This is a genomic window from Pseudomonas sp. UFMG81, assembly GCF_015354575.1.
Classification (GTDB): domain Bacteria; phylum Pseudomonadota; class Gammaproteobacteria; order Pseudomonadales; family Pseudomonadaceae; genus Aquipseudomonas.
Map to the genome: position 1 here is coordinate 12,556 of NZ_JACAFQ010000047.1, position 21,243 is coordinate 33,798.

Below are 21,243 nucleotides of genomic sequence, written 5' to 3' on the forward strand. Positions count from 1 at the left end.
AGGATTGCGAAGATTGCTCTCATAAATAGCACTTGCGCAATTTTTCACTCAGGATCGATAATTCGCCGCAATCCGAACAGAAAAGGCCCTTCCCATGAGCAAGCTCGACCGCTACGACCTGAGCATCCTCGCCGAATTGCAGCGCGACGCGCGCATCTCCAACCAGGAACTGGCCGAACGTATTGGCCTGTCGCCCTCCCCTTGCTCACGGCGGGTCAAGCAGCTGGAAGACGACGGCTACATTTCGCGCCAGGTGGCACTACTGGACCGCAAGAAGCTGGGCTTGAGCCTGACCGCCTACGTGCTGATCGGCATGGACCGCCACACCCCCGAGCGCTTCGAGGCCTTCGAGGCGGCGATCCGCAGCCTGCCACAAGTGCTCGAATGCAGCCTGGTCACCGGGATGGACGCCGACTACCAGCTCAAGGTGGTGGTACCGGACATGGATCATTACCAGAAACTGCTGCTGGGCAGCCTGACCCGCATCGAGGGCGTAACCAGCGTGCGTTCGAGCTTCGTGCTCAACCAGGTGCTGGCCAGCACCGAGCTGCCATTGACCCACCTGCGTTGATTCCCCGTGTGCCCGGCGTATGATCGGGCTCTCACCCTACCTGGAGTTGACCGATGGATCCCGCTGTATTCGAAGAGTGGATGATGATTGTCCTGGTCACCGTGTTGATCGCGTTCATGGGCTTCATCGTCTGGGACCTGGCGAAAAAGTCCAAGGCCGGCCGCTTCGGCACGCTGATCCTGTTCTTCGTGCTGGGGCTCGGTGTGCTGGCGTTCATCATCAAGAGCGTGGTGGTGGGGTTCCTGGAAGGGGTTTAAGCACACCGCCACACGCTTGGGAGACGAAGATCATGTGGGAGCGGGCTTGCCCGCGAAGCAGGCACCACCGATGGGTGGCACGGGCTTCGCCCGTGTTCGCGGGCAAGCCCGCTCCTACAGGTGCAGCTGATAGCCTCAGAGCTTGGGTTGAACTTCCCGCCACGTCCCCTGCTCCAGCCCCTCGATCGTCCAATCACCAATCCTCACCCGCACCAGGCGCAAGGTCGGCAACCCCACGGCCGCCGTCATGCGCCGCACCTGGCGGTTGCGCCCCTCGCGAATCACCAGCTCCAGCCACGCCGTCGGCACGCTCTTGCGAAACCGTACCGGCGGATTGCGGGGCCATAGGTCGGGCTCGTCGAGCAAGCGCGCCTCGGCTGGCAGGGTCGGGCCGTCGTTCAACTCGACGCCCTCACGCAGGCGCTGCAACTGTTCCGCGCTGGGCTCCCCCTCCACCTGCACCCAGTAGGTCTTGGCCAGCTTGTGCTTGGGGTCGGCGATGCGCGCCTGCAGGCGCCCGTCATTGGTCAGCAGCAGCAAGCCTTCGCTGTCACGGTCCAGGCGCCCGGCCGGGTAGATGCCGGGGATGTCGAGGTAGTCCTTGAGCGTGGCGCGCCCTTCGCCGTCGCTGAACTGGGTGAGCACATCGAAGGGTTTGTTGAACAGGATCAGGCGCGGCTCGGCCGGCGGCGCCTTGGGCTGGCGACGCGGGCCGGCAGGGCGCGCCGTGGGGCGGCGCGCGTTGTTACGGGGTGGCGGGGGCATGGATCCTCAGCGGAACGGCGGCTCATCGAAGCTGCGCAGTTTACGCGAGTGCAGCGAGTTGAGCTCGGTGCGCAGCAGGTCGAGGGCGGCGATGCCGATCTTCAGGTGCTGGCTGACCGCGCGGTTGTAGAAAGCGTTGGCCGAGCCCGGCAGCTTGATCTCGCTGTGCAGCGGCTTGTCGGAGACGCACAGCAAGGTGCCGTAAGGAACGCGCAGGCGATACCCCTGGGCAGCGATGGTGCCGCTCTCCATGTCCACCGCCACCGCGCGCGACAGGTTGATCAGCGGGCGTTCCTGGGCCCAGCGCAGCTCCCAGTTGCGGTCGTCGTAGGTGAGCACGGTGCCGGTGCGCAGGCGCTTCTTGAGCTGCTCGCCGCGCTCGCCGGTGACCTGGGCCGCCGCCTCTTGCAGTGCCAGCTGCACTTCGGCCAGGGCCGGGATCGGGATGTTCGGCGGCACCACGCGGTCGAGGATGCCGTCGCGGCGCATGTAGGCGTGGGCCAGCACGTAGTCGCCGATGGTCTGCGATTGGCGCAGGCCGCCGCAGTGGCCGATCATCAGCCAGCAGTGCGGGCGCAGCACGGCCAGGTGGTCGGTGATGTTCTTGGCGTTGGACGGGCCGACGCCGATGTTGACCAGCGTCACACCGTCACCGTCGGCGGCGATCAGGTGGTAGGCCGGCATCTGGTAGCGGTGCCAGACCACACTGGCCACCAGGGCCTGGGCCTCGCCGTGGTCCATGCCTTTCTCGATGATCACGTTGCCCGGCAGCACCATGCGCACGAATCGCGGGTCTTCACGCAATTGCTCCAGGCCATGGCTGATGAACTGGTCGACGTAACGGTGGTAGTTGGTCAGCAGGATCCATGGCTGCATGTGCCGCCAGTCGCTGCCGGTGTAGTGCACCAGGCGGCGCAGCGAGAAGTCCACGCGGGCGGCGTCGAACAGCGCCAGCGGCAGCGTCTCGGCGCTTTCCCAGTCGTACAGGCCGTCGGCGATGTTGTCGGTGGCGGCCGACAGGTCGGTGCTGGGGAACACCCGCGCCAGCTGGGCGGCGGTGATGCCGCTGCCGGCCAGTTCATCGCCCTGGTCGACCACGTAGGGGTAGGGGATGTTCTGCTCGCTGACACCCACCTCGACGGTGACGGTGTAGTCGTGCATCAACGGGCGCAACTGCTCCAGCAGGTAGCTGCGAAAAGCCGCCGGCTGGGTGACGGTGACGCTGTAGGTGCCGGCCACCTGGACCTTGGCATAGGCGCGGGTGGTGGCGGCGACTTCACCCTGGCTGAAGTAGGTCAGGCGCAGGGCCGGGTAGCGGAACTGCGCGCGTTCGTCCGGGTTCGGCTCGGTGCGGTCCTTGAGGTACCGCTTGAGGGCCTGGCTGAGGGCGCCGGTGGCCTGTTCATGCAGGGCCGCCAGACGGTCGACGGCCTGTTCGGGGGTATCAACGACTTCAAACGCTTGGCTCACGCTGGGCTTCCTGTCTTTTGACATGCATGAAAGCCATCTTGCCTGCGTTCCTTTTCAATTACATCCCCGGGTGTCGTGGATGCATCGTCGCGTGTAGGAGCGGCCTTGCGTCGCGAAAGGGTCGCGAAGCGGCCCCAGGATTTAGCCTTCCCCACAAGATTGCCGGGGCTGCTCTGCAGCCCTTTCGCGACACAAGGCCGCTCCTACAGGAGGATGCCGCCCCTTCAGGCCGCCCACACCGGCGTTGCCCGCGCCACCAGCGCCTGGGCATCCACCCCGCGCGGCAATGCCCCGTACACCCGGCCGCCACCACCCAGGCGGCTGGCGATGAAGGCATCACTGACGGTTGCGTTCCCCGCTTCGAGCAACAGCTTGGCCTGCAACGCCACGGCAATGTCTTCGGTCAGCTGACGGGCGCGGTACTGGATGTCAGCGGTATCGGCGAACGCGCCCTTGAGGTTACCGATGAACGCCGCCAGGCGCGGATCACCGTGCCCATCGCCCAGCTCGACGAACAGCGCATCGAGCACCCCCGGCTCCTTCGAAAGCGCCCGCAGCACGTCCAGGCACTGCACATTGCCCGAGCCTTCCCAGGTGGAGTTCACCGGCGCCTCGCGGTACAGCCGCGGCAGGATGCTGTCCTCGACATATCCAGCGCCGCCCATGCACTCGGCGGCCTCGTTGATCATGGCCGGCGCGCGCTTGCAGATCCAGTACTTGCCCACCGCCGTCACCAGGCGGGCGAAATGCGCCTGCTGCGGGTCGTCGAGCTGGTCCAGGGCCTGGCCCATGCGCAGGCTCAGGGCCAACGCGGCCTCGCTTTCCAGGGCCAGGTCGGCGAGCACGTTCTGCATCAGCGGCTGATCGCTCAACACGCGCCCGCCTACCTTGCGATGGGCGCAGTGATGAGCGGCCTGGGTCAGGGCCTGGCGCATCAGGGCGCTGGAGCCGACCATGCAGTCGAAGCGGGTCATGGCCACCATCTCGATGATGGTCGGCACGCCCCTGCCCTCTTCACCGATCATCCAGGCCAGCGCCCCTCGGAACTCCACCTCGCTGGAGGCGTTGGAGCAGTTGCCGAGCTTGTTCTTCAGGCGCTGGATATAGAACTGGTTGCGCTGGTCGTCCGGGCGGTGCCGTGGCAGCAGGAAACAGGTCAGGCCTTTTTCGGTCTGGGCCAGGGTGAGGAAGGCATCGCACATCGGCGCCGAGCAGAACCATTTGTGCCCCACCAGTTCATAGGGCTGGCCCGGGCCTGGCTGGCCCACCGGATAGGCGCGGGTGGTGTTGGCGCGCACATCGGTGCCGCCCTGCTTCTCGGTCATGGCCATGCCGATGGTCACCCCAGCCTTGTGCCGGTCGCCGATATTGCGCGGGTCGTACTCACGAGCCAGGACCTTCGGCAACCAGTAGCCGGCCAGCTCGGGCTGCAATCGCAGGGCCGGCACGGCGGCGAAGGTCATGGTCAGCGGACAGCCGGTGCCGGCTTCGGCCTGGCTGTGCAGGTAGGTCATCGCGGCGCGGGCGACATGGGCACCGGCGCGCGGTTCGGCCCAGGGCAATGAGGGCAGACCATGCTCGACCGCCGTGCGCATCAGCTCGTGATAGGCGGGGTGGAACTCCACCAGGTCGACCCGGTGGCCATAACGATCGTGGCTGCTGAACTGCGGCTTGTGTGCATTGGCCAGGAACCCGGCCGCCATCAGCGGCCCGCCGGCCAGGGCACCGTAGGCGTCGATCCGCGCTTCGGCCCAGCCAGCCCCGAAACGGCGCGACCACGCTTGCAGCGGCTGGTCGAGGCGATACAGGTTGGCGCCGTCGAGGGACGGCGGCTGGTTGGTGACTTCGTGGGTTTCAGCGAACTGGTGCAGGTTCATCGGGGGCCTCCTGGATCCGCGCATGGCTGAGATACCCAGTGAAGCACCGCCGCCCGGTCAGTCAAAGTGACAAAACTGCCTATGGCAGGTTGATCGACGAGGTGACGGCCGCCTCAGAAACGCCGGACCCGCGTAGCCGGTTGATCGGCGGTGCCATGGGCCTGCACCACCAGCGTCAGGCTGAGCTCGAAGCGACTGCCCAGGCCAGGGGTCGATTCGTGGGACAGTCGCGCACCGATCAGCTCACCCATCTGCCGGCAGATCGACAGGCCGATGCCCAGCCCGCCGTAGCGCCGGGTCATCGACCCGTCGACCTGGAAGAAGCGCTGGTACAACACCGCCTGGTCGAGATCGTCGAAACCGATGCCACTGTCGCTGACGGTGAGGCTCAGGGCCACGCCGTTCGGGCCAGTTCGGCGACCGCGCACCTGCACGGTGACACCGCCCTGGTGGGTGAACTTCAAGCCGTTGTCCACCAGGCAGGCCAGGCAGCGCGCCAGTTTCTGCGCATCGCCGACCAGGTTGTCGGGCAGGTCGGCGGGGATGTCCAGGGTCAGGTACAAGCCCTTGGCCAGGGCCCGGCTGGCGTAGCCGGCGCGCAGCTCCTGGAGCAGGCGGCGCAGGCTGAACGGCCCACCCTGGTTGCGCAGGCGCCCAGCCTGCAGCTCGGTGAGGATAAGGATATCGTCGACCATGGCCATCATGTCCTGGGCCGAGCCGCTGGCGGTGCGATGGTACTGGGCCTGCTCGGCGCTCATGGGCAGGGTGTGCAGCAGTTCCAGCGAACCGATCACGCCGTTCATCGGGGTGCGCAGTTCGTGGGTGACGGTGGCGAGGAACTCGTCTTTCAGGCGATTGCTGTGGGCCAGTTGCAGGTTCAACTGCTCCAGGGTGCGGCCGGTTTCGCGCAAGGTCCGCGCCTGCTCTTCGCGCAGGCTGTTGATGCGGTCGGCCAGAGCCAGCGACAGCAACGCCACCTCGAGTGCCGAGCCGAGCTGGCTGGCGTACATGGTGAGGAACACGTTGGGCAGGTAACCCAGCACCATCAGCGTATTGACCAGCCCGCCGAGCAGGAAGGCGGTCCAGGCGATGATGAACCAGCGCGCCACCCGCAGCCCACGCCACCAGGCATACAGGCCGGCACCGAAGATACTCACGGTGAACAGCAGCGCCAGCACCGTGGCCATGCGCAGGGCCACGCCGTAGCGCACGGTCACGGCCAGCAGCATGACCACCGCGCCGCCCGCCATCAGCAGCAGCAGCAGGCGATCGAACACGCGGCTGAGGCTGCCCAGCTGCAGGAAATGCCGGGCGAACTGGCAGCCGAACAAACCGGCGGCGCCAATGAACAGGGGCGTGGCGGCATTGGCCCACCAGGGGCTGCTCGGCCAGAAGTAGGCGATGCCGGCACCATTGACCGACACCTGGTAGAGCCCGAACGAGGCGATGTAGAGGATGTAGTAGAGGTAGCTGACGTCGCGCACGCTGAGGTAGATGAACAGGTTGTACGCCAGCATCACCAGCAGCACGCCGTAGATCATGCCCAGCACATACAGGCGGGTGGGCTGGTCTTCGAGGTAGGCCTGCACCGACCACAACGTGAGCGGCGCCTGGATCGAACCCTGGCTGTGCAGGCGCAGGTAGGCGGTGGTCATCCGGCCGGGTTGCAACGCCAGTTCGAACAGGTAGTTGTTCTGACGGATCTGCCGGCTTGCGTAGGGCAGCGCGTCACCGGTGCGCTGGGCCAGGCGATATACGCCTTGCGCGTCCGGCAAGTAGAGTTCGAGATGGTCGAGCGGTGGATAGGCCAGTTCCAGCAGCCATAGGCGCGGCGCGGCGGATGGCGTTGCCGAATAGCGCAGATCGACCTTGAGCCAGAACACCGAAGTCGAGTAACCGGCGTTGAGCACTTCGTGCGGGTGTGCCTTGAAACGGCCGGCGAAGGCAGGCGAGCTGACCTGGGCGATGCTGGCGCTGCCATCATGGTCCTCGTAGACCAGCATGAGCCTGCCCAGCGGCAAGCGCTCGGTGGTGGCGTCGAATTCGACCGCTCCGGCGAGCATGGGCAAGCAGCCCAGAAGCACAATCAGCAAATAGCGCATACAGCCCCAGCATGGCGTGTCCAGTCGCGTCGCGTTTGCCTCCTTTCCCTTTGAGACGACGTGATCCGGCAGCACCCGTTTATCGAGTTATCCGAGCACTCTAGCATAGCTTTCCAGCATGGCTAGAGGCCACCACGAATTTGCCTTTAACGGCTCTAGCATGCACATTACAGCGAAGCACACCCAAACAACCTGACCACTCGCTCAGCAAATCTTGCGCCGCGATCGATCCGCGCAAAAAGGTTTGGTGATAAGCTCGCCGACCATGAATACCTACAGCTCCCGCCCCGTTGTCCTCTGTCTCTCCGGCCACGACCCCAGTGGTGGCGCCGGGCTGCAGGCAGATATCGAAGCCCTGCTCGCCCAAGGCTGTCACGCCGCACCCGCCGTGACCGCCCTGACCGTGCAGGATACCGTCAACGTTTCCGACTTCCGCGTGCTCGACCGCGAGTGGGTGCTGGCCCAGGCCAACGCCGTGCTGGCCGACTCCACGGTGGCCGCGGTCAAGCTGGGCATGCTCGGCTCGATCGAGATGGTCGACACCGTCGCCGAACTGCTCGCCGCCCACCCGCATTTGCCGCTCGTCTGCGACCCGGTGCTGCGCGCCGGTGGCGGTGGCCGCCTGGGCAAGGATGAAGTGGGCTACGCCGTGCGCGAACGCCTGTTGCCGCTGGCCACCATCGCCACGCCGAACCTGCCCGAAGCCCGCATCCTCGCCGAATTGCCGCAAGGCACGGCGGACGAATGCGCCGAGAAACTGTTGCCGTTCTGTAGACACCTGCTGATCACCGGTGGTCACGGTGACGAAGTGGAAATCCACAACCGCCTGTACAGCCGCGACGGCCAGACTCACACCTGGACCTGCCAACGCCTGCCAGGCAGCTACCACGGTTCGGGCTGCACCCTGGCCAGCGCCCTCGCCGGCCGCCTCGCGCTAGGCGAGGAGCTGACCAGCGCCGTGCGCAGTGCCCTGGACTACACCTGGCGCACCCTGCGTGACGCCGAGCAATTGGGCCGGGGCCAATTCGTGCCACGCCGCCTGCCCCTGGATTTCTGCTCCTGACACGAGGCCACCCGATGAAGCTCCGCGGTCTGTATGCGATCACCGACAGCCAGCTGCTCGCCGGCCGTTTCCTCTCCCACGTCGAAGCGGCGCTCGAAGGCGGCGTCTGCCTGTTGCAGTACCGCGACAAGGGCGACGATGCCGCTCGTCGCCTGCGTGAAGCCGAAGCGCTGATGAAGCTGTGCGAGCGTTATGGCACCGCGCTGATCATCAACGACGACGCCGAGCTGGCCGCGCGCCTGGGCGTCGGCGTGCACCTGGGCCAGACCGATGGCCCGCTGACCCCGGCCCGCGCCCTGCTCGGTCGCCAGGCGATCATCGGTTCCACCTGCCATGCCAGCCTCGAGCTCGCCGGGCAAGCCGCCAGCGAGGGCGCCAGCTATGTCGCCTTCGGTCGCTTCTTCAACTCCGTGACCAAGCCGGGCGCGCCGGCCGCCAGCGTTGAATTGCTGGAACAGGCCCGCGCCCAGGTCAAGCTGCCGATCGCGGTGATCGGCGGCATCACCCTCGACAACGCCGCCCCGCTGGTCGCCCATGGTGCCGACCTGCTGGCGGTGATCCACGGCCTGTTCGGTGCCGACAGCGCGCAGGAAGTCACCCGCCGCGCCCGCGCCTTCAACGCCCTGTTCGCTTGCTGATTTCAAGAGAAGATCCCATGTCCCGTTCCGAAGCCCTGTTCGCCCAAGCCCAGAAGCACATCCCCGGTGGCGTCAACTCGCCGGTGCGTGCCTTCAAGAGCGTCGGCGGCACGCCGCTGTTCTTCAAGCACGCCGAAGGCGCCTATGTCATCGATGAAGACGACAAGCGCTACGTCGACTATGTCGGCTCCTGGGGCCCGATGATCCTTGGCCACGCCCACCCGGACGTGCTGGACGCCGTACGCAAGCAACTGGAACACGGCTTGTCCTACGGCGCACCAACCGCCATGGAAACCGAGATGGCCGACCTGGTCTGCTCGCTGGTGCCGTCGATGGAAATGGTGCGCATGGTCAGCTCCGGCACCGAAGCCACCATGAGCGCCATCCGCCTGGCCCGTGGCTACACCGGCCGTGACGCGATCATCAAGTTCGAAGGTTGCTACCACGGCCACTCCGACAGCCTGCTGGTCAAGGCCGGTTCCGGCCTGCTGACCCAAGGCGTACCGAGCTCGGCGGGCGTACCGGCGGACTTCGCCAAGCACACCCTGACCCTGCCGTTCAACGACATCGCCGCCGTCGAGAAGACCCTCGCCGACGTCGGCCAGACCGTGGCCTGCATCATCGTCGAGCCGGTGGCCGGCAACATGAACTGCGTACCGCCGGCACCAGGCTTCCTCGAAGGCCTGCGTGAGCAGTGCGACAAGCATGGCGTGGTGCTGATCTTCGACGAAGTGATGACTGGCTTCCGCGTCTCGCTGGGCGGCGCCCAGGCCCACTACGGCGTCACCCCCGACCTGTCGACCTTCGGCAAGATCGTCGGCGGCGGCATGCCGGTCGGCTGCTTCGGCGGCAAGCGCGAGATCATGGGCTGCATCGCCCCGCTGGGCCCGGTCTACCAGGCCGGCACCTTGTCGGGCAACCCGCTGGCCATGGCCGCTGGCCTGACCACGCTGAAACTGATCAGCCGCCCGGGCTTCCACACTGAACTCAGCGACTTCACCAGCCGCATGCTCGACGGCCTGCAACAGCGCGCCGATGCCGCCGGCATCCCGTTCGTCACCACGCAAGCGGGTGCCATGTTCGGCCTGTACTTCAGCGGCGCCGACGACATCGTCACCTTCGACGACGTGATGGCCAGCGACGCGGAACGCTTCAAGCGCTTCTTCCACTTGATGCTCGACGGTGGCGTGTACCTGGCACCGAGCGCGTTCGAGGCGGGCTTCACCTCCATCGCCCATGGTGACAAAGAGCTGCAGATCACCCTGGATGCGGCCGAGCGGGCGTTCGCCAAGCTGAAATAAGGCGCCTGCCGGTACTGGCCAGATCGCCGGGCAAGCCCGCCCCCACGCAGGCGTAGAGTCACGTGGGAGCGGGCTTGCCCCGCGATGAGGCCGGCGAATGTGAACCCACTCACAAACACTGGCAAAATCAGCAACCGTCGCTCGGGGTGCAGAATTTCCAGTAAAACTTTGTAAGGTTGGCGCTGCTTATCCCATAATGTGCCACCAGAGACCTTGGCCGTAGCTTTGCAGAGGTAAGTCGATCCCCATGAACCGCACCGGCCGCGCCCTGACCATGGGCTGCCTGTTGCTTCTTCAGCCCCTGCTGGCACTGGCGGAGGGCGGTAACTCGTTGCTGATTCCAGCGACGGGCCGCTGCACGCTGAATACCGCGCCGGAAGATCAGCAGAGCGCACTGAAGGCCTGCGAACAGACGGCGGAATCCGGGGATGCCGAAGCCCAGTACGAACTGGGTGAGTTCTACTACAGCGGTACGCCGCGCCACCTCGACAAAGCGCTCAAGTGGTTCGAAAAAGCCTCGCTGCAGGGCCACGCCCAGTCGCAGTACCGTCTCGGTTCGATGTTCTTCCATGGCGAAGGGGTCAAGGCCAACAACGTTCAGGCCTATATCCTGCTGAAAATGGCCGCGGTCAATGGCGCCGAGGATGCGCTGGACATGGCCGACGAGGTCACCGAGCAGATGCCCCGTGACGAACTCGAGCACGCCACCCAGGTGCTGGGCCAGATCTTCCGCAAGTACCTGCTGGAACTGCAGAGTGCCGAAGGGCGCACGCCCTTTTCTCCCCTGCCCTGACGACGGGCCCATCACTCAAACGTAAAAAAAGCCAAGCATCATGGCTAACGGCCCTGTGTGCTGTCAGTTTCGGCCTCTTCGCGGGTAAACCCGCTCCCACAGACGAAGAGTCCAGCATTGGCCTGTCGCAACCCTTGATCGTTTCAGTGCTTTCGCCACTGCCACTCTAGGGTTATTCTTGAGCTCACATTCATTGCCGTCGAGCGGCTGAAAACGACCTTGAACGCACCCATACAACCCCATCGTTTCATCCTCGAACCTTTCGAGGCCACCCGTTTCGCCAACCTGTGCGGCCAGTTCGACGAGCACCTGCGTCTGATCGAACAACGCCTGGCCATCGAGATCCGCAACCGCGGCAATCAGTTCGAACTGATCGGCGAACCCAAGACCACCTCCGCCGCCGAGCAGCTGTTGCGTCGCCTCTATCGTGAGGCCAAGGCCAACGAGCTGTCGCCGGAAACGGTCCACCTCTATCTCCAGGAATCGACGGTCGAGAACATCGACAACCCCGCCGTCAATGAGGTCAGCGTCTCGCTGCGCACGCGCAAGGGCAACATCCGCCCGCGCGGCGTCAACCAGCAGCGCTACGTCAAGGAGATCCTGGCCAACGACATCAACTTCGGCATCGGCCCGGCCGGTACCGGCAAGACGTATCTGGCCGTGGCCTGCGCCGTGGACGCGCTGGAGCGCGAACAGGTGCGGCGCATCCTGCTGGTGCGCCCGGCGGTGGAAGCCGGCGAGAAACTCGGCTTCCTGCCCGGCGACCTGGCCCAGAAGATCGACCCGTACCTGCGCCCGCTGTATGACGCGCTGTACGAGATGCTCGGCTTCGAGCACGTGGCCAAGCTGATCGAGCGCCAGGTGATCGAGATCGCCCCGCTGGCCTACATGCGCGGCCGTACGCTCAACAACAGCTTCATCATCCTCGACGAGAGCCAGAACACCACGCTCGAGCAGATGAAGATGTTCCTCACCCGCATCGGCTTCGGCTCGACTGCGGTGATCACCGGCGACATCACCCAGGTCGACCTGCCGCGCGGCACCAAGTCGGGCCTGGCCCACGTGATCGAGGTGCTCAAGGACGTACCGGGTATCAGCTTCACCCACTTCCAGCCCAAGGACGTGGTGCGCCACCCGCTGGTGCAGCGCATCGTCGAAGCCTACGACCGCTTCGAGGCGCGCCAGGCCAAACCTGAGGCGCCCGGCAAAGATGCTTGAACTCGACCTGCAACGGGCCACGGACGCCGCTGCCCCCGATGACGCCGCCTTCCGCCGCTGGTGCGAACTGGCCCTGCGCCAGCGCACGGCCGACTCGGAAATGACCATTCGTCTGGTCGACGAAGCCGAAGGCCGTGAGCTCAACCACACCTACCGGCACAAGGACTACGCGACCAACGTGCTGTCCTTCCCCGCCGATGTACCGGATGACCTGCTCGACATCCCGCTGCTGGGCGACCTGGTGATCTGCGTCGCCGTGGTCGAACGCGAGGCACAGGAACAAGGCAAATCGCTGGAAGCGCACTGGGCGCACCTGGTCATCCATGGCTGCCTGCACCTGCTCGGCTACGACCACATCGAAGACGACGAAGCCGAAGAGATGGAAGCGCTGGAACGAGAATTGCTGGCGGAACTGGGTCATCCCGACCCTTACGCCGACGACGAAATCGACACAATCACACACTGAACACGCAAGGATCACGAGTAACCGCCATGAGCGAAGATCGATCGAGCAACGGGCAGAAGTCCTGGCTGGGTAAACTGACCCAGGCTTTTGCCCATGAGCCGAAAAACCGCCAGGAGCTCCTCGAGCTGCTGCGCGAAGCCCATCAGAACAAGCTGCTCGACAGCGAAGCGCTGACCATCGTCGAAGGCGCCATCCAGGTCGCCGACCTGCAGGTGCGCGACATCATGGTGCCGCGCTCACAGATGATCAGCATCAAGGCCAGCCAGTCGCCACGCGAGTTCCTGCCGGCGGTGATCGACGCCGCGCACTCGCGCTACCCGGTGATCGGCGAAAGCCACGACGATGTGCTTGGCATCCTGCTCGCCAAGGACCTGCTGCCGCTCATCCTCAAAGAGAACGGCGACAGCTTCAACATCAAGGACCTGCTGCGCCCGGCCACCTTCGTGCCCGAGTCCAAGCGCCTGAACGTGCTGCTGCGCGAGTTCCGCGCCAACCACAACCACATGGCCATCGTCATCGACGAATACGGCGGCGTGGCCGGGTTGGTGACCATCGAGGACGTGCTCGAGCAGATCGTCGGCGACATCGAAGACGAGCACGACGTCGAGGAAGACAGCTACATCAAGCCACTGCCCAGCGGCGACTTCCTGGTCAAGGCGCTCACCCCCATCGAGAATTTCAACGAATTCTTCGACGGCGAATTCTCCGATGACGAATTCGACACGGTCGGTGGCCTGGTGATGAGCGCCTTCGGCCACCTGCCCAAACGCAACGAAACCACCGAGATCGGTAGCTACCGCTTCCGCATTCTCAACGCCGACAGCCGGCGGATACATTTGCTGCGCCTCACCCCGATCAACCGTTAAGGACGAAAATGCGCTGGATCACCCGCCCCGGCTGGCCCGGTAACCTGCTGGCCATGGTGGCCGGCGCCTCCACCCTCCTGGCCCTGGCGCCTTTCGACATCTGGCCGTTGGCGCTGCTGTCGATCGCCCTGTTCTACGCTGGCCTGCGCACGCTCAGCCCGCGCCAGGCCCTGGCCCGCGGCTGGAGCTTCGGTTTCGGCCTGTATGGCGCCGGCACCTGGTGGATCTACGTCAGCATGAACACCTACGGCGGCGCTTCGCCGCTGCTGGCGATCCTGCTGCTGGTGGCGTTCTTTGCCTGCCTGGCGTTCTTCTTCGCGCTACCGGCCTGGCTCTGGGCGCGCTGGCTGCGCCGCGACGAAGCGCCGCTGGCCGACGCCCTGGGCTTTGCCGCGCTGTGGCTGCTGCAAGAAGCCTTCCGTGGCTGGTTCCTGACCGGCTTCCCATGGTTGTACGCCGGCTACAGCCAGCTCGACGGCCCGCTGGCCGGGCTGGCACCGCTGGGCGGCGTGTGGCTGGTGTCGTTCATCCTCGCCCTGAGCGCCGCCTTGCTCTGCAACCTGCCGCGCCTGCGCGCTCGCCCAGGGTTCCTGGCCGCTGGCGTGGTGCTGCTGGTGGGCCCCTGGATCGTCGGCATGGCGCTCAAAGGCCACGCCTGGACCAAGCCAGCCGGCGACCCGCTGAAGGTCGCCGCGTTGCAGGGCAACGTCGAGCAGGACCTGAAATGGGACCCGGCCCACGTCAACGCCCAGTTGGCACTGTACCGGGACATGAGCTTCAGCTCGAAACCCGTGGACCTGCTGATCTGGCCGGAAACCGCAGTGCCGGTGCTCAAGGACCAGGCCCAGGGCTACATCGACATGATGGGGACCTTCGCTGCCGAGCGGCATTCGGCGCTGATCACCGGGGTACCGGTACGGCAGATGGTTCACCACCAGCGTCGCTACTTCAACGGCATCACCGTGGCCGGCGAGGGCGATGGCCTGTACCTCAAGCAGAAGCTGGTGCCATTCGGCGAGTACGTGCCGTTGCAGGACATGCTGCGGGGGCTGATCGAGTTCTTCAACCTGCCGATGTCCGACTTCGCCCGCGGCCCGGCGGACCAGCCATTGCTGCAAGCCAAGGGCTACCAGATCGCGCCGTACATCTGCTACGAAGTGGTCTACCCCGAATTCGCTGCCAGCCTGGCGGCCCGCAGCGACCTGCTGCTGACCATCAGCAACGACACCTGGTTCGGCAAGTCGATCGGCCCGTTGCAGCATTTGCAGATGGCACAGATGCGCGCATTGGAGGCCGGCCGCTGGATGATCCGCGCCACCAACAACGGCGTCACTGCGCTGATCGACCCGTTCGGCAAGATCACCACGCAGGTCCCGCAGTTCGAGCGCGCGGTGCTGTATGGCGAAGTGGTGCCGATGCAGCAACTGACGCCGTACCTGCAATGGCGTTCGTGGCCGCTGGCGATTGTCTGTGCATTGCTGCTGGGTTGGGCGCTGCTGGCCGGGCGTATCGCCAAGACGGTCTGAGCAAAGGCATCGCGGGGCAAGCCCGCTCCCACGGGCGTCGTGGGAGCGGGCTTGCCCCGCGATGAGGCCATCATAGCCCTCAGTAGAACACCCGGTACCCCACCAACCCCACCGCCTCGTTCAATAATTGCCCGCTCTGCCAGATCGCCCGGCTCTCCGGCAGCAACCCGGCGAACGGCCGCGCATGATCACGGCCCAAGAACCCAACCGGTGCCGGCACCACCTCGAACCCGGCCCGCTCGAAACTCCAGCGCGAGCGCTGCATATGCCAGGCCTGGGTCACCACCACTACCCGGCGGATCCCCAGCGGTTGCAGGACCTGCGCGCTGAGTGCGGCATTCTCCCAGGTAGTGTGGCTGGCCTCTTCCTTCCAGGTAACCGAAACACCGAAGTCGGCCTGCAACCGCTCAGCCATCAACTGTGCCTCGCTCGGCGGGGTACCGTAGTGCAGACCTCCACTGGTCAGCACCGGCAATCCTGAGGCTTTGGCCAATTGCGCGGCATAGCGCATGCGCTCCAGGGCCAGGTACGAAGGCTGGTCGCTACCGCCCCAGGCCGGATCGCCACGGTCACGCCCGGCGCCCAGCACCACGATGGCATCGGCGCGCTGCGCCAGGCTCGCCCAGCTACCCTGGGCCAGGGCCGGTTCGGTTTCCAGCTGGCGCGCCGCCTGCTCCACCATCAGTGGCAGGCTCATCAGCCACAGCCCGCCCAGGCCCAGGGCAAAGCACGCCGCCGCCAACCTGGGCCGGCGTCGACGCCACCACCAGGCCGCCAACAGCAGCAGAAACAGGACGCCCGGCGGCATCAGCCATTGTTTGATGAAATAGCGCAGCGGCATCGCACACCTCCATGGAAGGCATGCAGCCTAAGAGGATCGACGCCGGGCCTCAAGGGGAGGTCGACGCCGATCACAGTGTGGGTGTTGAACAACCGGCGCGTGAACACGTGCGCCTGCAAACCTGAACGGCTAACGGGATGGCTGCGTCCTGGATCTTGCGGGAGCAGTGGCACGCTTTCGATCCTTGAGCCAGATGATCCTGGCCGAGGATGGTTCCGGTTGCGGGTAGGCACCGGCGCTGGCATGACGACCTTCCGGGAGAGTTTCCAGGTAGGCCTTGATCACCTCGAACTCGGCATGGCTCAAACCACGCAATTCCAGTTCGGCGGGCATCTCGTTGCGCAATCGTACCGAGGTTCTGGCGACTTCCAGTGCCAGCCCCAGCCGATCGAGCAGGCGTTCGTAAAGCTCCGGTTTGCTTGCGGGTAATTGCGACTCTCCCATCCGTTCACCTCATTGAAGGTAAGAATATCTCCCCCCACAGATGAGCTTAGCGGCGCGCTGAAAAGCAGCTGCCCGCTGCGACCAACGGCCCGCGCGGCGGGCGATGCAATCAGGGTTTCCCACGATACACGGCGCTCATGTATGCTACGGCGTTCACTCTAAAGACACCGGAGTGCCGGACGCAGCGAGGTTCCGCTGCCTGGAAACAGGGTCCCTTCTCTCTCAGTAAAAAGTAGCCATGCACGAACAATACACGCCCCGTGATATCGAAGCCGCCGCCCAGAACTTCTGGGACGAGCAACAATCGTTCGCTGTTACCGAACAGCCAGGCAAAGACACCTACTACTGCCTGTCGATGTTCCCGTACCCGAGCGGCAAGCTACACATGGGCCACGTGCGCAACTACACCATCGGCGACGTGATTGCCCGCTACCAGCGCATGCTGGGCAAGAACGTCCTGCAACCGATGGGCTGGGACGCGTTCGGCATGCCGGCGGAAAACGCCGCGATGAAGAACAACGTCGCCCCGGCCAAGTGGACCTACGAGAACATCGACTACATGAAGACCCAGCTCAAGAGCCTGGGTCTGGCCATCGACTGGGCGCGGGAAGTCACCACCTGCAAGCCGGACTACTACCGCTGGGAGCAGTGGCTGTTCACCCGCCTGTTCGAGAAAGGCATCATCTACCGCAAGAACGGCACCGTGAACTGGGACCCGGCCGACCAGACCGTGCTCGCCAACGAACAGGTCATCGATGGCCGCGGCTGGCGTTCGGGCGCGCTGATCGAGAAGCGCGAAATCCCGATGTACTACTTCCGCATCACCGACTACGCCGACGAGCTGCTGGAAAGCCTCGACGAGCTGCCGGGCTGGCCTGAGCAGGTCAAGACCATGCAGCGCAACTGGATCGGCAAGTCGCGCGGCATGGAAGTGCAGTTCCCGTTCGACCAGGCCAGCATCGGTCACGAAGGCACGCTGAAGGTCTTTACCACCCGTCCCGACACGCTGATGGGCGCCACCTACGTAGCCGTCGCCGCTGAGCACCCGCTGGCCAGCCAGGCCGCCCAGGGCGATGCCGCGCTGCAGGCGTTCATCGACGAATGCAAGAGCGGCAGCGTTGCCGAGGCCGACATGGCCACGCAAGAGAAGAAGGGCATGCCCACTGCTCTGTTCGTCGAACACCCGCTGACCGGCGAAAAACTGCCGGTGTGGGTCGCCAACTACGTGCTCATGCACTACGGCGACGGCGCGGTGATGGCCGTTCCGGCCCACGACGAGCGTGATTTCGAGTTCGCTCACAAGTACAACTTGCCGGTGAAGGCAGTCGTACGCACCAGCGCCGGCGACGAAGTCTCCAGCGAATGGCAGGCCGCCTACGGCGAGCATGGCCAACTGATCAACTCTGGCGAGTTCGACGGCCTGGACTTCGTCGGCGCCTTCGACGCCATCGAAGCCGCGCTGATCCGCAAGGACCTCGGCAAGTCGCGCACCCAGTTCCGCCTGCGCGACTGGGGCATCAGCCGCCAGCGCTACTGGGGCTGCCCGATCCCGATCATCCACTGCCCATCGTGCGGCGACGTACCAGTGCCGGAGGACCAACTGCCGGTCACCCTGCCGGAGAACGTAGTGCCGGACGGCGCTGGTTCGCCGCTGGCACGCATGCCCGAGTTCTATGAGTGCACCTGCCCGAAATGCGGCACCGCGGCCAAGCGCGAAACCGACACCATGGACACCTTCGTCGAGTCGTCCTGGTACTTCGCCCGCTACGCCTCGCCCAACTACGACAAGGGGCTGGTCGACCCGAAAGCGGCCAACCACTGGCTGCCGGTCGACCAGTACATCGGTGGCATCGAGCACGCCATCCTGCACCTGCTGTACGCGCGCTTCTTCCACAAGCTGATGCGTGACGAAGGCCTGGTCACCTCGAACGAGCCGTTCAAGAACCTGCTGACCCAAGGCATGGTCGTCGCCGAAACCTACTACCGGGTCGCCAGCAACGGCGGCAAGGACTGGTTCAACCCCGCCGACGTCGAAATCGAGCGTGACGCGAAAGCCAAGATCATCGGCGCGCGCCTGAAAACCGACGGCCTGCCGGTGGAAATCGGCGGCACCGAGAAGATGTCGAAGTCGAAGAACAACGGCGTCGACCCGCAATCGATGATCGACCAGTACGGCGCCGACACCTGCCGCCTGTTCATGATGTTCGCCTCGCCACCCGACATGAGCCTGGAATGGTCCGACTCCGGCGTCGAAGGTGCCAGCCGCTTCCTGCGCCGTGTCTGGCGCCTGGCCCAGGCGCATGTCGCCCAGGGCCTGCCGGGCAAGCTCGACGTGGCCGCGCTGCACGACGCACAGAAGGTCATCCGCCGTGCCATCCACGCCGCGATCAAGCAGGCCAGCACCGACGTGGGCCAGTTCCACAAGTTCAACACCGCCATCGCCCAGGTGATGACCGTGATGAACGTGCTGGAGAAAGCCCCGCAAGCCACCGCCCAGGATCGCGCCCTGCTGCAAGAAGGCCTGGAGGCCGTGACCCTGCTGCTGGCACCGATCACCCCGCACATCTCCCACGAACTGTGGAAGCAGCTGGGCCACGATCAGGCCGTGATCGACGCCGGCTGGCCGGCCGTCGACGAAAACGCGCTGGTGCAGGACACCGTCACCCTGGTGGTCCAGGTCAACGGCAAGCTGCGTGGCCAGGTGGACATGCCCGCCGCCGCCAGCCGCGAAGAAATCGAAGCTGCCGCCCGCAACAACGAGAATGTCCTGCGCTTCACCGATGGCCTGACCATCCGCAAGGTCATCGTAGTACCGGGCAAGCTGGTCAACATCGTCGCCAATTGATGGCAACGCCCGTTCGCGCACGGCGCGAACGGGCGTATTCGGCCCACGAGGGAGCTACAACATGATCAAACGCAATCTGCTGGTAATGGGCCTGGCCGTACTGCTCAGCGCCTGTGGTTTCCAGCTGCGCGGCACCGGCATCACCGAGCTGACCATCAAGGAACTGGACCTCAGCGCGCGCAACGCCTACGGCGATACCGTCAAACAGATGCGCACCACGCTGGAGAACAGCGGCGTGCGGGTGTACAACGGCGCGCCGTACAAGCTGGTGCTCGCCAATGAGCAGGAAACCCAACGCGCGGCCACATACACCGGCGGCACCCGCTCGGCGGAGTATGAGCTGACCACGGTGCTGAACTACGTGATCGAAGGCCAGAACGACGAAGTGTTGCTGGAAGACAAGCTGCAGGTACAGCGCTACTACGTGTATGACGGCAACAACATCACCGGTTCCGGCCAGGAAGCCACGCAGACCCGCCAGGAAATGCGTCGCCAGCTGGTACAGAACATGATGGTCCGCCTGCAACAGCTGACCCCGGAACGCCTGGCCGACCTGCAACACAAGGCCGACGAACGTGCCAAAGCCGAAGCCCAGGCGCTGAAGGAAGCCCAGCGCATCCAGGACGAGACGCCCCAGCAATCGCCACTGGAAGTCCCGGCCAACTGAGCCGGCGCGGGGCACCCACGGTGCCCCGCCTCATCCCATGAAACTCGCCCCCGCCCAGCTCAACAAACACCTGCAAGGCCAACTGGCGCCTGTGTACATCGTCAGCGGCGACGACCCGCTGCTGTGCCAGGAAGCTGCCGACGCCATCCGCGCCACCGCGCGTCAGCAAGGCTACGACGAACGCCAGGTCTTCAGCGCCGACGCCAACTTCGATTGGGGCAACCTGCTGCTGGCCGGCGCCAGCCTCTCGCTGTTCGCCCAACGCCGCCTGCTGGAACTGCGCCTGCCCTCGGGCAAGCCCGGCGACAAGGGTGCCGCCGCCCTGATGGAGTACTGCGCCAACCCCGCCGAGGACACGCTGCTGTTGATCAGCCTGCCCAAGCTCGATGGCAGCGCGCAGAAAACCAAGTGGGGCAAGGCACTGATCGAGGGTACGCACTGCCAGTTCATCCAGATCTGGCCGGTGGACGCCCAGCAGTTGCCGCAGTGGATCAACCAGCGCCTGTCCCAGGCGGGGCTCAGTGCCCAGCGGGACGCGGTCGACCTGATCGCTGCTCGAGTCGAAGGCAACCTGCTGGCCGCCGCGCAAGAGATCGAGAAGCTCAAGCTGCTCGCCGAAGGCAACCAGATCACCGTTGAAACCGTGCAGGCCGCTGTTGCCGACAGTGCCCGTTTCGATGTCTTCGGCCTGGTCGATGCCATCCTCAATGGCGAAGCCGGGCACGCCCTGCGCATGCTCGAAGGCTTGCGCGGCGAGGGTGTCGAGCCACCCGTCATTCTCTGGGCGCTGGCCCGGGAGCTGCGCCTGCTGGCGGGGCTGGCCCAGCAGTTCAGCCAGGGCGTACCGCTGGACAAGGCCTTCAGCCAGGCTCGACCACCGGTCTGGGACAAACGCCGGCCGCTGGTGAGCAAGGCGTTGCAGCGCCTGTCGGCGCAACGCTGGGCCATGCTGCTGCAAGATGCCCAGCGCATCGATGCACAGATCAAGGGCCAGGCCGAGGGCTCGCCCTGGACCAGCCTGGCGCGGCTCTCGCTGCTGATGGCCGGGCAGCGGCTGACGTTGCCCGCCGAGTGATCGTTGTAGACCCTTTCGCTGGCTTGCCGGCGAACAGGGCCGCCAACCATAAACACAATCAATTGGCCCACACGCCGCCACACGCCTACAGTGCGCCGCGAAACCCACCCCCCACCGGGAAACCGCTATGAGCAAAAAACCGAAAAAGCACGGCCCCAACAAGGCCAAGTCGATCATCGCCCAACCCCTGTTCCGCTGCCGCCAGGAACGGGCAGGCAAAGGCAAAGGCAGCTACCGCCGCGAAGCCTTCCAATCGAGAGATTGGGAGGCTTCTTGCTTTATGGCGGCATGAAAGGCATGAAAAGCGCAGGCATGGTATGGTCGGCACCTGACCTGCAATTCTGGATCTGTGCATGCCCTCTCGTCTCACTCTACGCTGGCAACCTCGCCAGCTGATCGCAGCCACCAGCTTCATCCTGCTCGTCGCCTGCGCGGAGAAACCCACCGCCGCCGACGCC

The 21,243-nt window shown here is 65.2% G+C and carries 20 protein-coding genes; 14 read left to right on the forward strand and 6 right to left on the reverse strand.

The genetic code is table 11. The features are described 5' to 3' along the window. Window positions 1-94: 94 nt before the first annotated feature. Window positions 95-571 (forward strand): Lrp/AsnC family transcriptional regulator, encoded by a 477-nt coding sequence (locus tag IX761_RS24615; protein ID WP_194792105.1) that lies wholly within the window; start codon window positions 95-97, stop codon window positions 569-571. Window positions 572-624: 53 nt separating this feature from the next. Then, the gene (locus IX761_RS24620) at window positions 625-828 is read left to right on the forward strand and encodes a DUF2788 domain-containing protein (protein ID WP_011535816.1); all 204 of its coding nucleotides are present in this window, start codon (window positions 625-627) and stop codon (window positions 826-828) included. A 135-nt stretch (window positions 829-963) separates the two neighbouring features. On the opposite strand, the gene IX761_RS24625 is transcribed toward IX761_RS24620, so the two are convergent. From IX761_RS24625 to IX761_RS24640, 4 genes are all read right to left on the reverse strand, one after another. Beyond that, a complete protein-coding gene (locus tag IX761_RS24625; RefSeq protein WP_228533940.1) occupies window positions 964-1,593 on the reverse strand; it encodes a pseudouridine synthase in 630 nt (209 codons plus the stop codon). 6 nt (window positions 1,594-1,599) lie between these two features. Beyond that, entirely contained in the window at window positions 1,600-3,087 is a 1,488-nt protein-coding gene (gene amn / locus IX761_RS24630; RefSeq protein WP_194792106.1) for an AMP nucleosidase, read from the reverse strand. A 200-nt stretch (window positions 3,088-3,287) separates the two neighbouring features. After that, the gene (locus tag IX761_RS24635) at window positions 3,288-4,940 is read right to left on the reverse strand and encodes an acyl-CoA dehydrogenase family protein (RefSeq protein WP_194792107.1); all 1,653 of its coding nucleotides are present in this window, start codon (window positions 4,938-4,940) and stop codon (window positions 3,288-3,290) included. Window positions 4,941-5,053: 113 nt separating this feature from the next. Then, window positions 5,054-7,042 carry a hybrid sensor histidine kinase/response regulator gene (locus IX761_RS24640; RefSeq protein ID WP_194792108.1) on the reverse strand — a complete coding sequence of 663 codons (1,989 nt, stop codon included), beginning with the start codon at window positions 7,040-7,042 and terminating at the stop codon, window positions 5,054-5,056. A 265-nt stretch (window positions 7,043-7,307) separates the two neighbouring features. On the opposite strand from IX761_RS24640, the gene IX761_RS24645 reads away from it, so the two are divergent. The 8 genes from IX761_RS24645 to lnt all read left to right on the forward strand — a co-directional run bounded on the left by IX761_RS24645 (window position 7,308) and on the right by lnt (window position 14,913). Continuing rightward, the gene (locus IX761_RS24645) at window positions 7,308-8,105 is read left to right on the forward strand and encodes a hydroxymethylpyrimidine/phosphomethylpyrimidine kinase (protein WP_194792109.1); all 798 of its coding nucleotides are present in this window, start codon (window positions 7,308-7,310) and stop codon (window positions 8,103-8,105) included. Window positions 8,106-8,119: 14 nt separating this feature from the next. Next, entirely contained in the window at window positions 8,120-8,743 is a 624-nt protein-coding gene (gene thiE, locus IX761_RS24650; protein ID WP_194792110.1) for a thiamine phosphate synthase, read from the forward strand. Between the two features lie 17 nt (window positions 8,744-8,760). Further along, window positions 8,761-10,044, forward strand: coding sequence for a glutamate-1-semialdehyde 2,1-aminomutase (gene hemL, locus IX761_RS24655; RefSeq protein ID WP_194792111.1), 1,284 nt, complete (start codon window positions 8,761-8,763; stop codon window positions 10,042-10,044). 247 nt (window positions 10,045-10,291) lie between these two features. After that, window positions 10,292-10,837: a tetratricopeptide repeat protein gene (locus IX761_RS24660; protein WP_194792112.1), complete on the forward strand. Its 546-nt coding sequence runs from the start codon at window positions 10,292-10,294 to the stop codon at window positions 10,835-10,837. 219 nt (window positions 10,838-11,056) lie between these two features. After that, window positions 11,057-12,055: a PhoH family protein gene (locus IX761_RS24665; RefSeq protein WP_194792113.1), complete on the forward strand. Its 999-nt coding sequence runs from the start codon at window positions 11,057-11,059 to the stop codon at window positions 12,053-12,055. Then, complete coding sequence (gene ybeY / locus IX761_RS24670; protein ID WP_194792114.1) at window positions 12,048-12,521, forward strand: rRNA maturation RNase YbeY; 474 nt, start codon at window positions 12,048-12,050, stop codon at window positions 12,519-12,521. The genes IX761_RS24665 and ybeY overlap by 8 nt, the downstream gene beginning before the upstream one ends. A gap of 26 nt (window positions 12,522-12,547) precedes the next feature. After that, entirely contained in the window at window positions 12,548-13,387 is an 840-nt protein-coding gene (locus IX761_RS24675; protein WP_194792115.1) for an HlyC/CorC family transporter, read from the forward strand. Window positions 13,388-13,395: 8 nt separating this feature from the next. Next, window positions 13,396-14,913, forward strand: coding sequence for an apolipoprotein N-acyltransferase (lnt, locus tag IX761_RS24680; RefSeq protein WP_194792116.1), 1,518 nt, complete (start codon window positions 13,396-13,398; stop codon window positions 14,911-14,913). Window positions 14,914-14,992: 79 nt separating this feature from the next. On the opposite strand, the gene IX761_RS24685 is transcribed toward lnt, so the two are convergent. Further along, entirely contained in the window at window positions 14,993-15,754 is a 762-nt protein-coding gene (locus tag IX761_RS24685; protein ID WP_194792117.1) for a YdcF family protein, read from the reverse strand. A gap of 129 nt (window positions 15,755-15,883) precedes the next feature. Next, the gene (locus IX761_RS24690; RefSeq protein ID WP_194792118.1) at window positions 15,884-16,198 is read right to left on the reverse strand and encodes a hypothetical protein; all 315 of its coding nucleotides are present in this window, start codon (window positions 16,196-16,198) and stop codon (window positions 15,884-15,886) included. A 238-nt stretch (window positions 16,199-16,436) separates the two neighbouring features. Between IX761_RS24690 and leuS the strand changes: the two genes are divergently transcribed. The 4 genes from leuS to arfA all read left to right on the forward strand — a co-directional run bounded on the left by leuS (window position 16,437) and on the right by arfA (window position 21,077). Next, on the forward strand, window positions 16,437-19,043 hold the full coding sequence (gene leuS, locus IX761_RS24695; RefSeq protein ID WP_194792119.1) for a leucine--tRNA ligase: 2,607 nt from the start codon (window positions 16,437-16,439) through the stop codon (window positions 19,041-19,043). 61 nt (window positions 19,044-19,104) lie between these two features. Beyond that, window positions 19,105-19,710, forward strand: coding sequence for an LPS assembly lipoprotein LptE (lptE, locus tag IX761_RS24700; RefSeq protein ID WP_194792120.1), 606 nt, complete (start codon window positions 19,105-19,107; stop codon window positions 19,708-19,710). A gap of 37 nt (window positions 19,711-19,747) precedes the next feature. Then, entirely contained in the window at window positions 19,748-20,785 is a 1,038-nt protein-coding gene (gene holA / locus IX761_RS24705; RefSeq protein ID WP_194792121.1) for a DNA polymerase III subunit delta, read from the forward strand. Window positions 20,786-20,912: 127 nt separating this feature from the next. Further along, window positions 20,913-21,077 carry an alternative ribosome rescue factor ArfA gene (arfA, locus tag IX761_RS24710; RefSeq protein ID WP_194792122.1) on the forward strand — a complete coding sequence of 55 codons (165 nt, stop codon included), beginning with the start codon at window positions 20,913-20,915 and terminating at the stop codon, window positions 21,075-21,077. Window positions 21,078-21,243: the final 166 nt, after the last annotated feature.

What these genes read in the sequence shown, in the direction of transcription:
- lnt (WP_194792116.1), top strand. Translation starts at nt 13,396, where the DNA reads ATGCGCTGGATCACCCGCCCCGGCTGGCCCGGTAACCTGCTGGCCATG.
- IX761_RS24685 (WP_194792117.1), bottom strand. Translation starts at nt 15,754, where the DNA reads ATGCCGCTGCGCTATTTCATCAAACAATGGCTGATGCCGCCGGGCGTC.
- IX761_RS24645 (WP_194792109.1), top strand. Translation starts at nt 7,308, where the DNA reads ATGAATACCTACAGCTCCCGCCCCGTTGTCCTCTGTCTCTCCGGCCAC.
- thiE (WP_194792110.1), top strand. Translation starts at nt 8,120, where the DNA reads ATGAAGCTCCGCGGTCTGTATGCGATCACCGACAGCCAGCTGCTCGCC.
- arfA (WP_194792122.1), top strand. Translation starts at nt 20,913, where the DNA reads ATGAGCAAAAAACCGAAAAAGCACGGCCCCAACAAGGCCAAGTCGATC.
- amn (WP_194792106.1), bottom strand. Translation starts at nt 3,087, where the DNA reads ATGTCAAAAGACAGGAAGCCCAGCGTGAGCCAAGCGTTTGAAGTCGTT.
- IX761_RS24620 (WP_011535816.1), top strand. Translation starts at nt 625, where the DNA reads ATGGATCCCGCTGTATTCGAAGAGTGGATGATGATTGTCCTGGTCACC.
- IX761_RS24625 (WP_228533940.1), bottom strand. Translation starts at nt 1,593, where the DNA reads ATGCCCCCGCCACCCCGTAACAACGCGCGCCGCCCCACGGCGCGCCCT.
- IX761_RS24660 (WP_194792112.1), top strand. Translation starts at nt 10,292, where the DNA reads ATGAACCGCACCGGCCGCGCCCTGACCATGGGCTGCCTGTTGCTTCTT.
- IX761_RS24675 (WP_194792115.1), top strand. Translation starts at nt 12,548, where the DNA reads ATGAGCGAAGATCGATCGAGCAACGGGCAGAAGTCCTGGCTGGGTAAA.
- IX761_RS24635 (WP_194792107.1), bottom strand. Translation starts at nt 4,940, where the DNA reads ATGAACCTGCACCAGTTCGCTGAAACCCACGAAGTCACCAACCAGCCG.
- ybeY (WP_194792114.1), top strand. Translation starts at nt 12,048, where the DNA reads ATGCTTGAACTCGACCTGCAACGGGCCACGGACGCCGCTGCCCCCGAT.
- hemL (WP_194792111.1), top strand. Translation starts at nt 8,761, where the DNA reads ATGTCCCGTTCCGAAGCCCTGTTCGCCCAAGCCCAGAAGCACATCCCC.
- leuS (WP_194792119.1), top strand. Translation starts at nt 16,437, where the DNA reads ATGCACGAACAATACACGCCCCGTGATATCGAAGCCGCCGCCCAGAAC.
- IX761_RS24615 (WP_194792105.1), top strand. Translation starts at nt 95, where the DNA reads ATGAGCAAGCTCGACCGCTACGACCTGAGCATCCTCGCCGAATTGCAG.
- IX761_RS24690 (WP_194792118.1), bottom strand. Translation starts at nt 16,198, where the DNA reads ATGGGAGAGTCGCAATTACCCGCAAGCAAACCGGAGCTTTACGAACGC.
- holA (WP_194792121.1), top strand. Translation starts at nt 19,748, where the DNA reads ATGAAACTCGCCCCCGCCCAGCTCAACAAACACCTGCAAGGCCAACTG.
- lptE (WP_194792120.1), top strand. Translation starts at nt 19,105, where the DNA reads ATGATCAAACGCAATCTGCTGGTAATGGGCCTGGCCGTACTGCTCAGC.
- IX761_RS24640 (WP_194792108.1), bottom strand. Translation starts at nt 7,042, where the DNA reads ATGCGCTATTTGCTGATTGTGCTTCTGGGCTGCTTGCCCATGCTCGCC.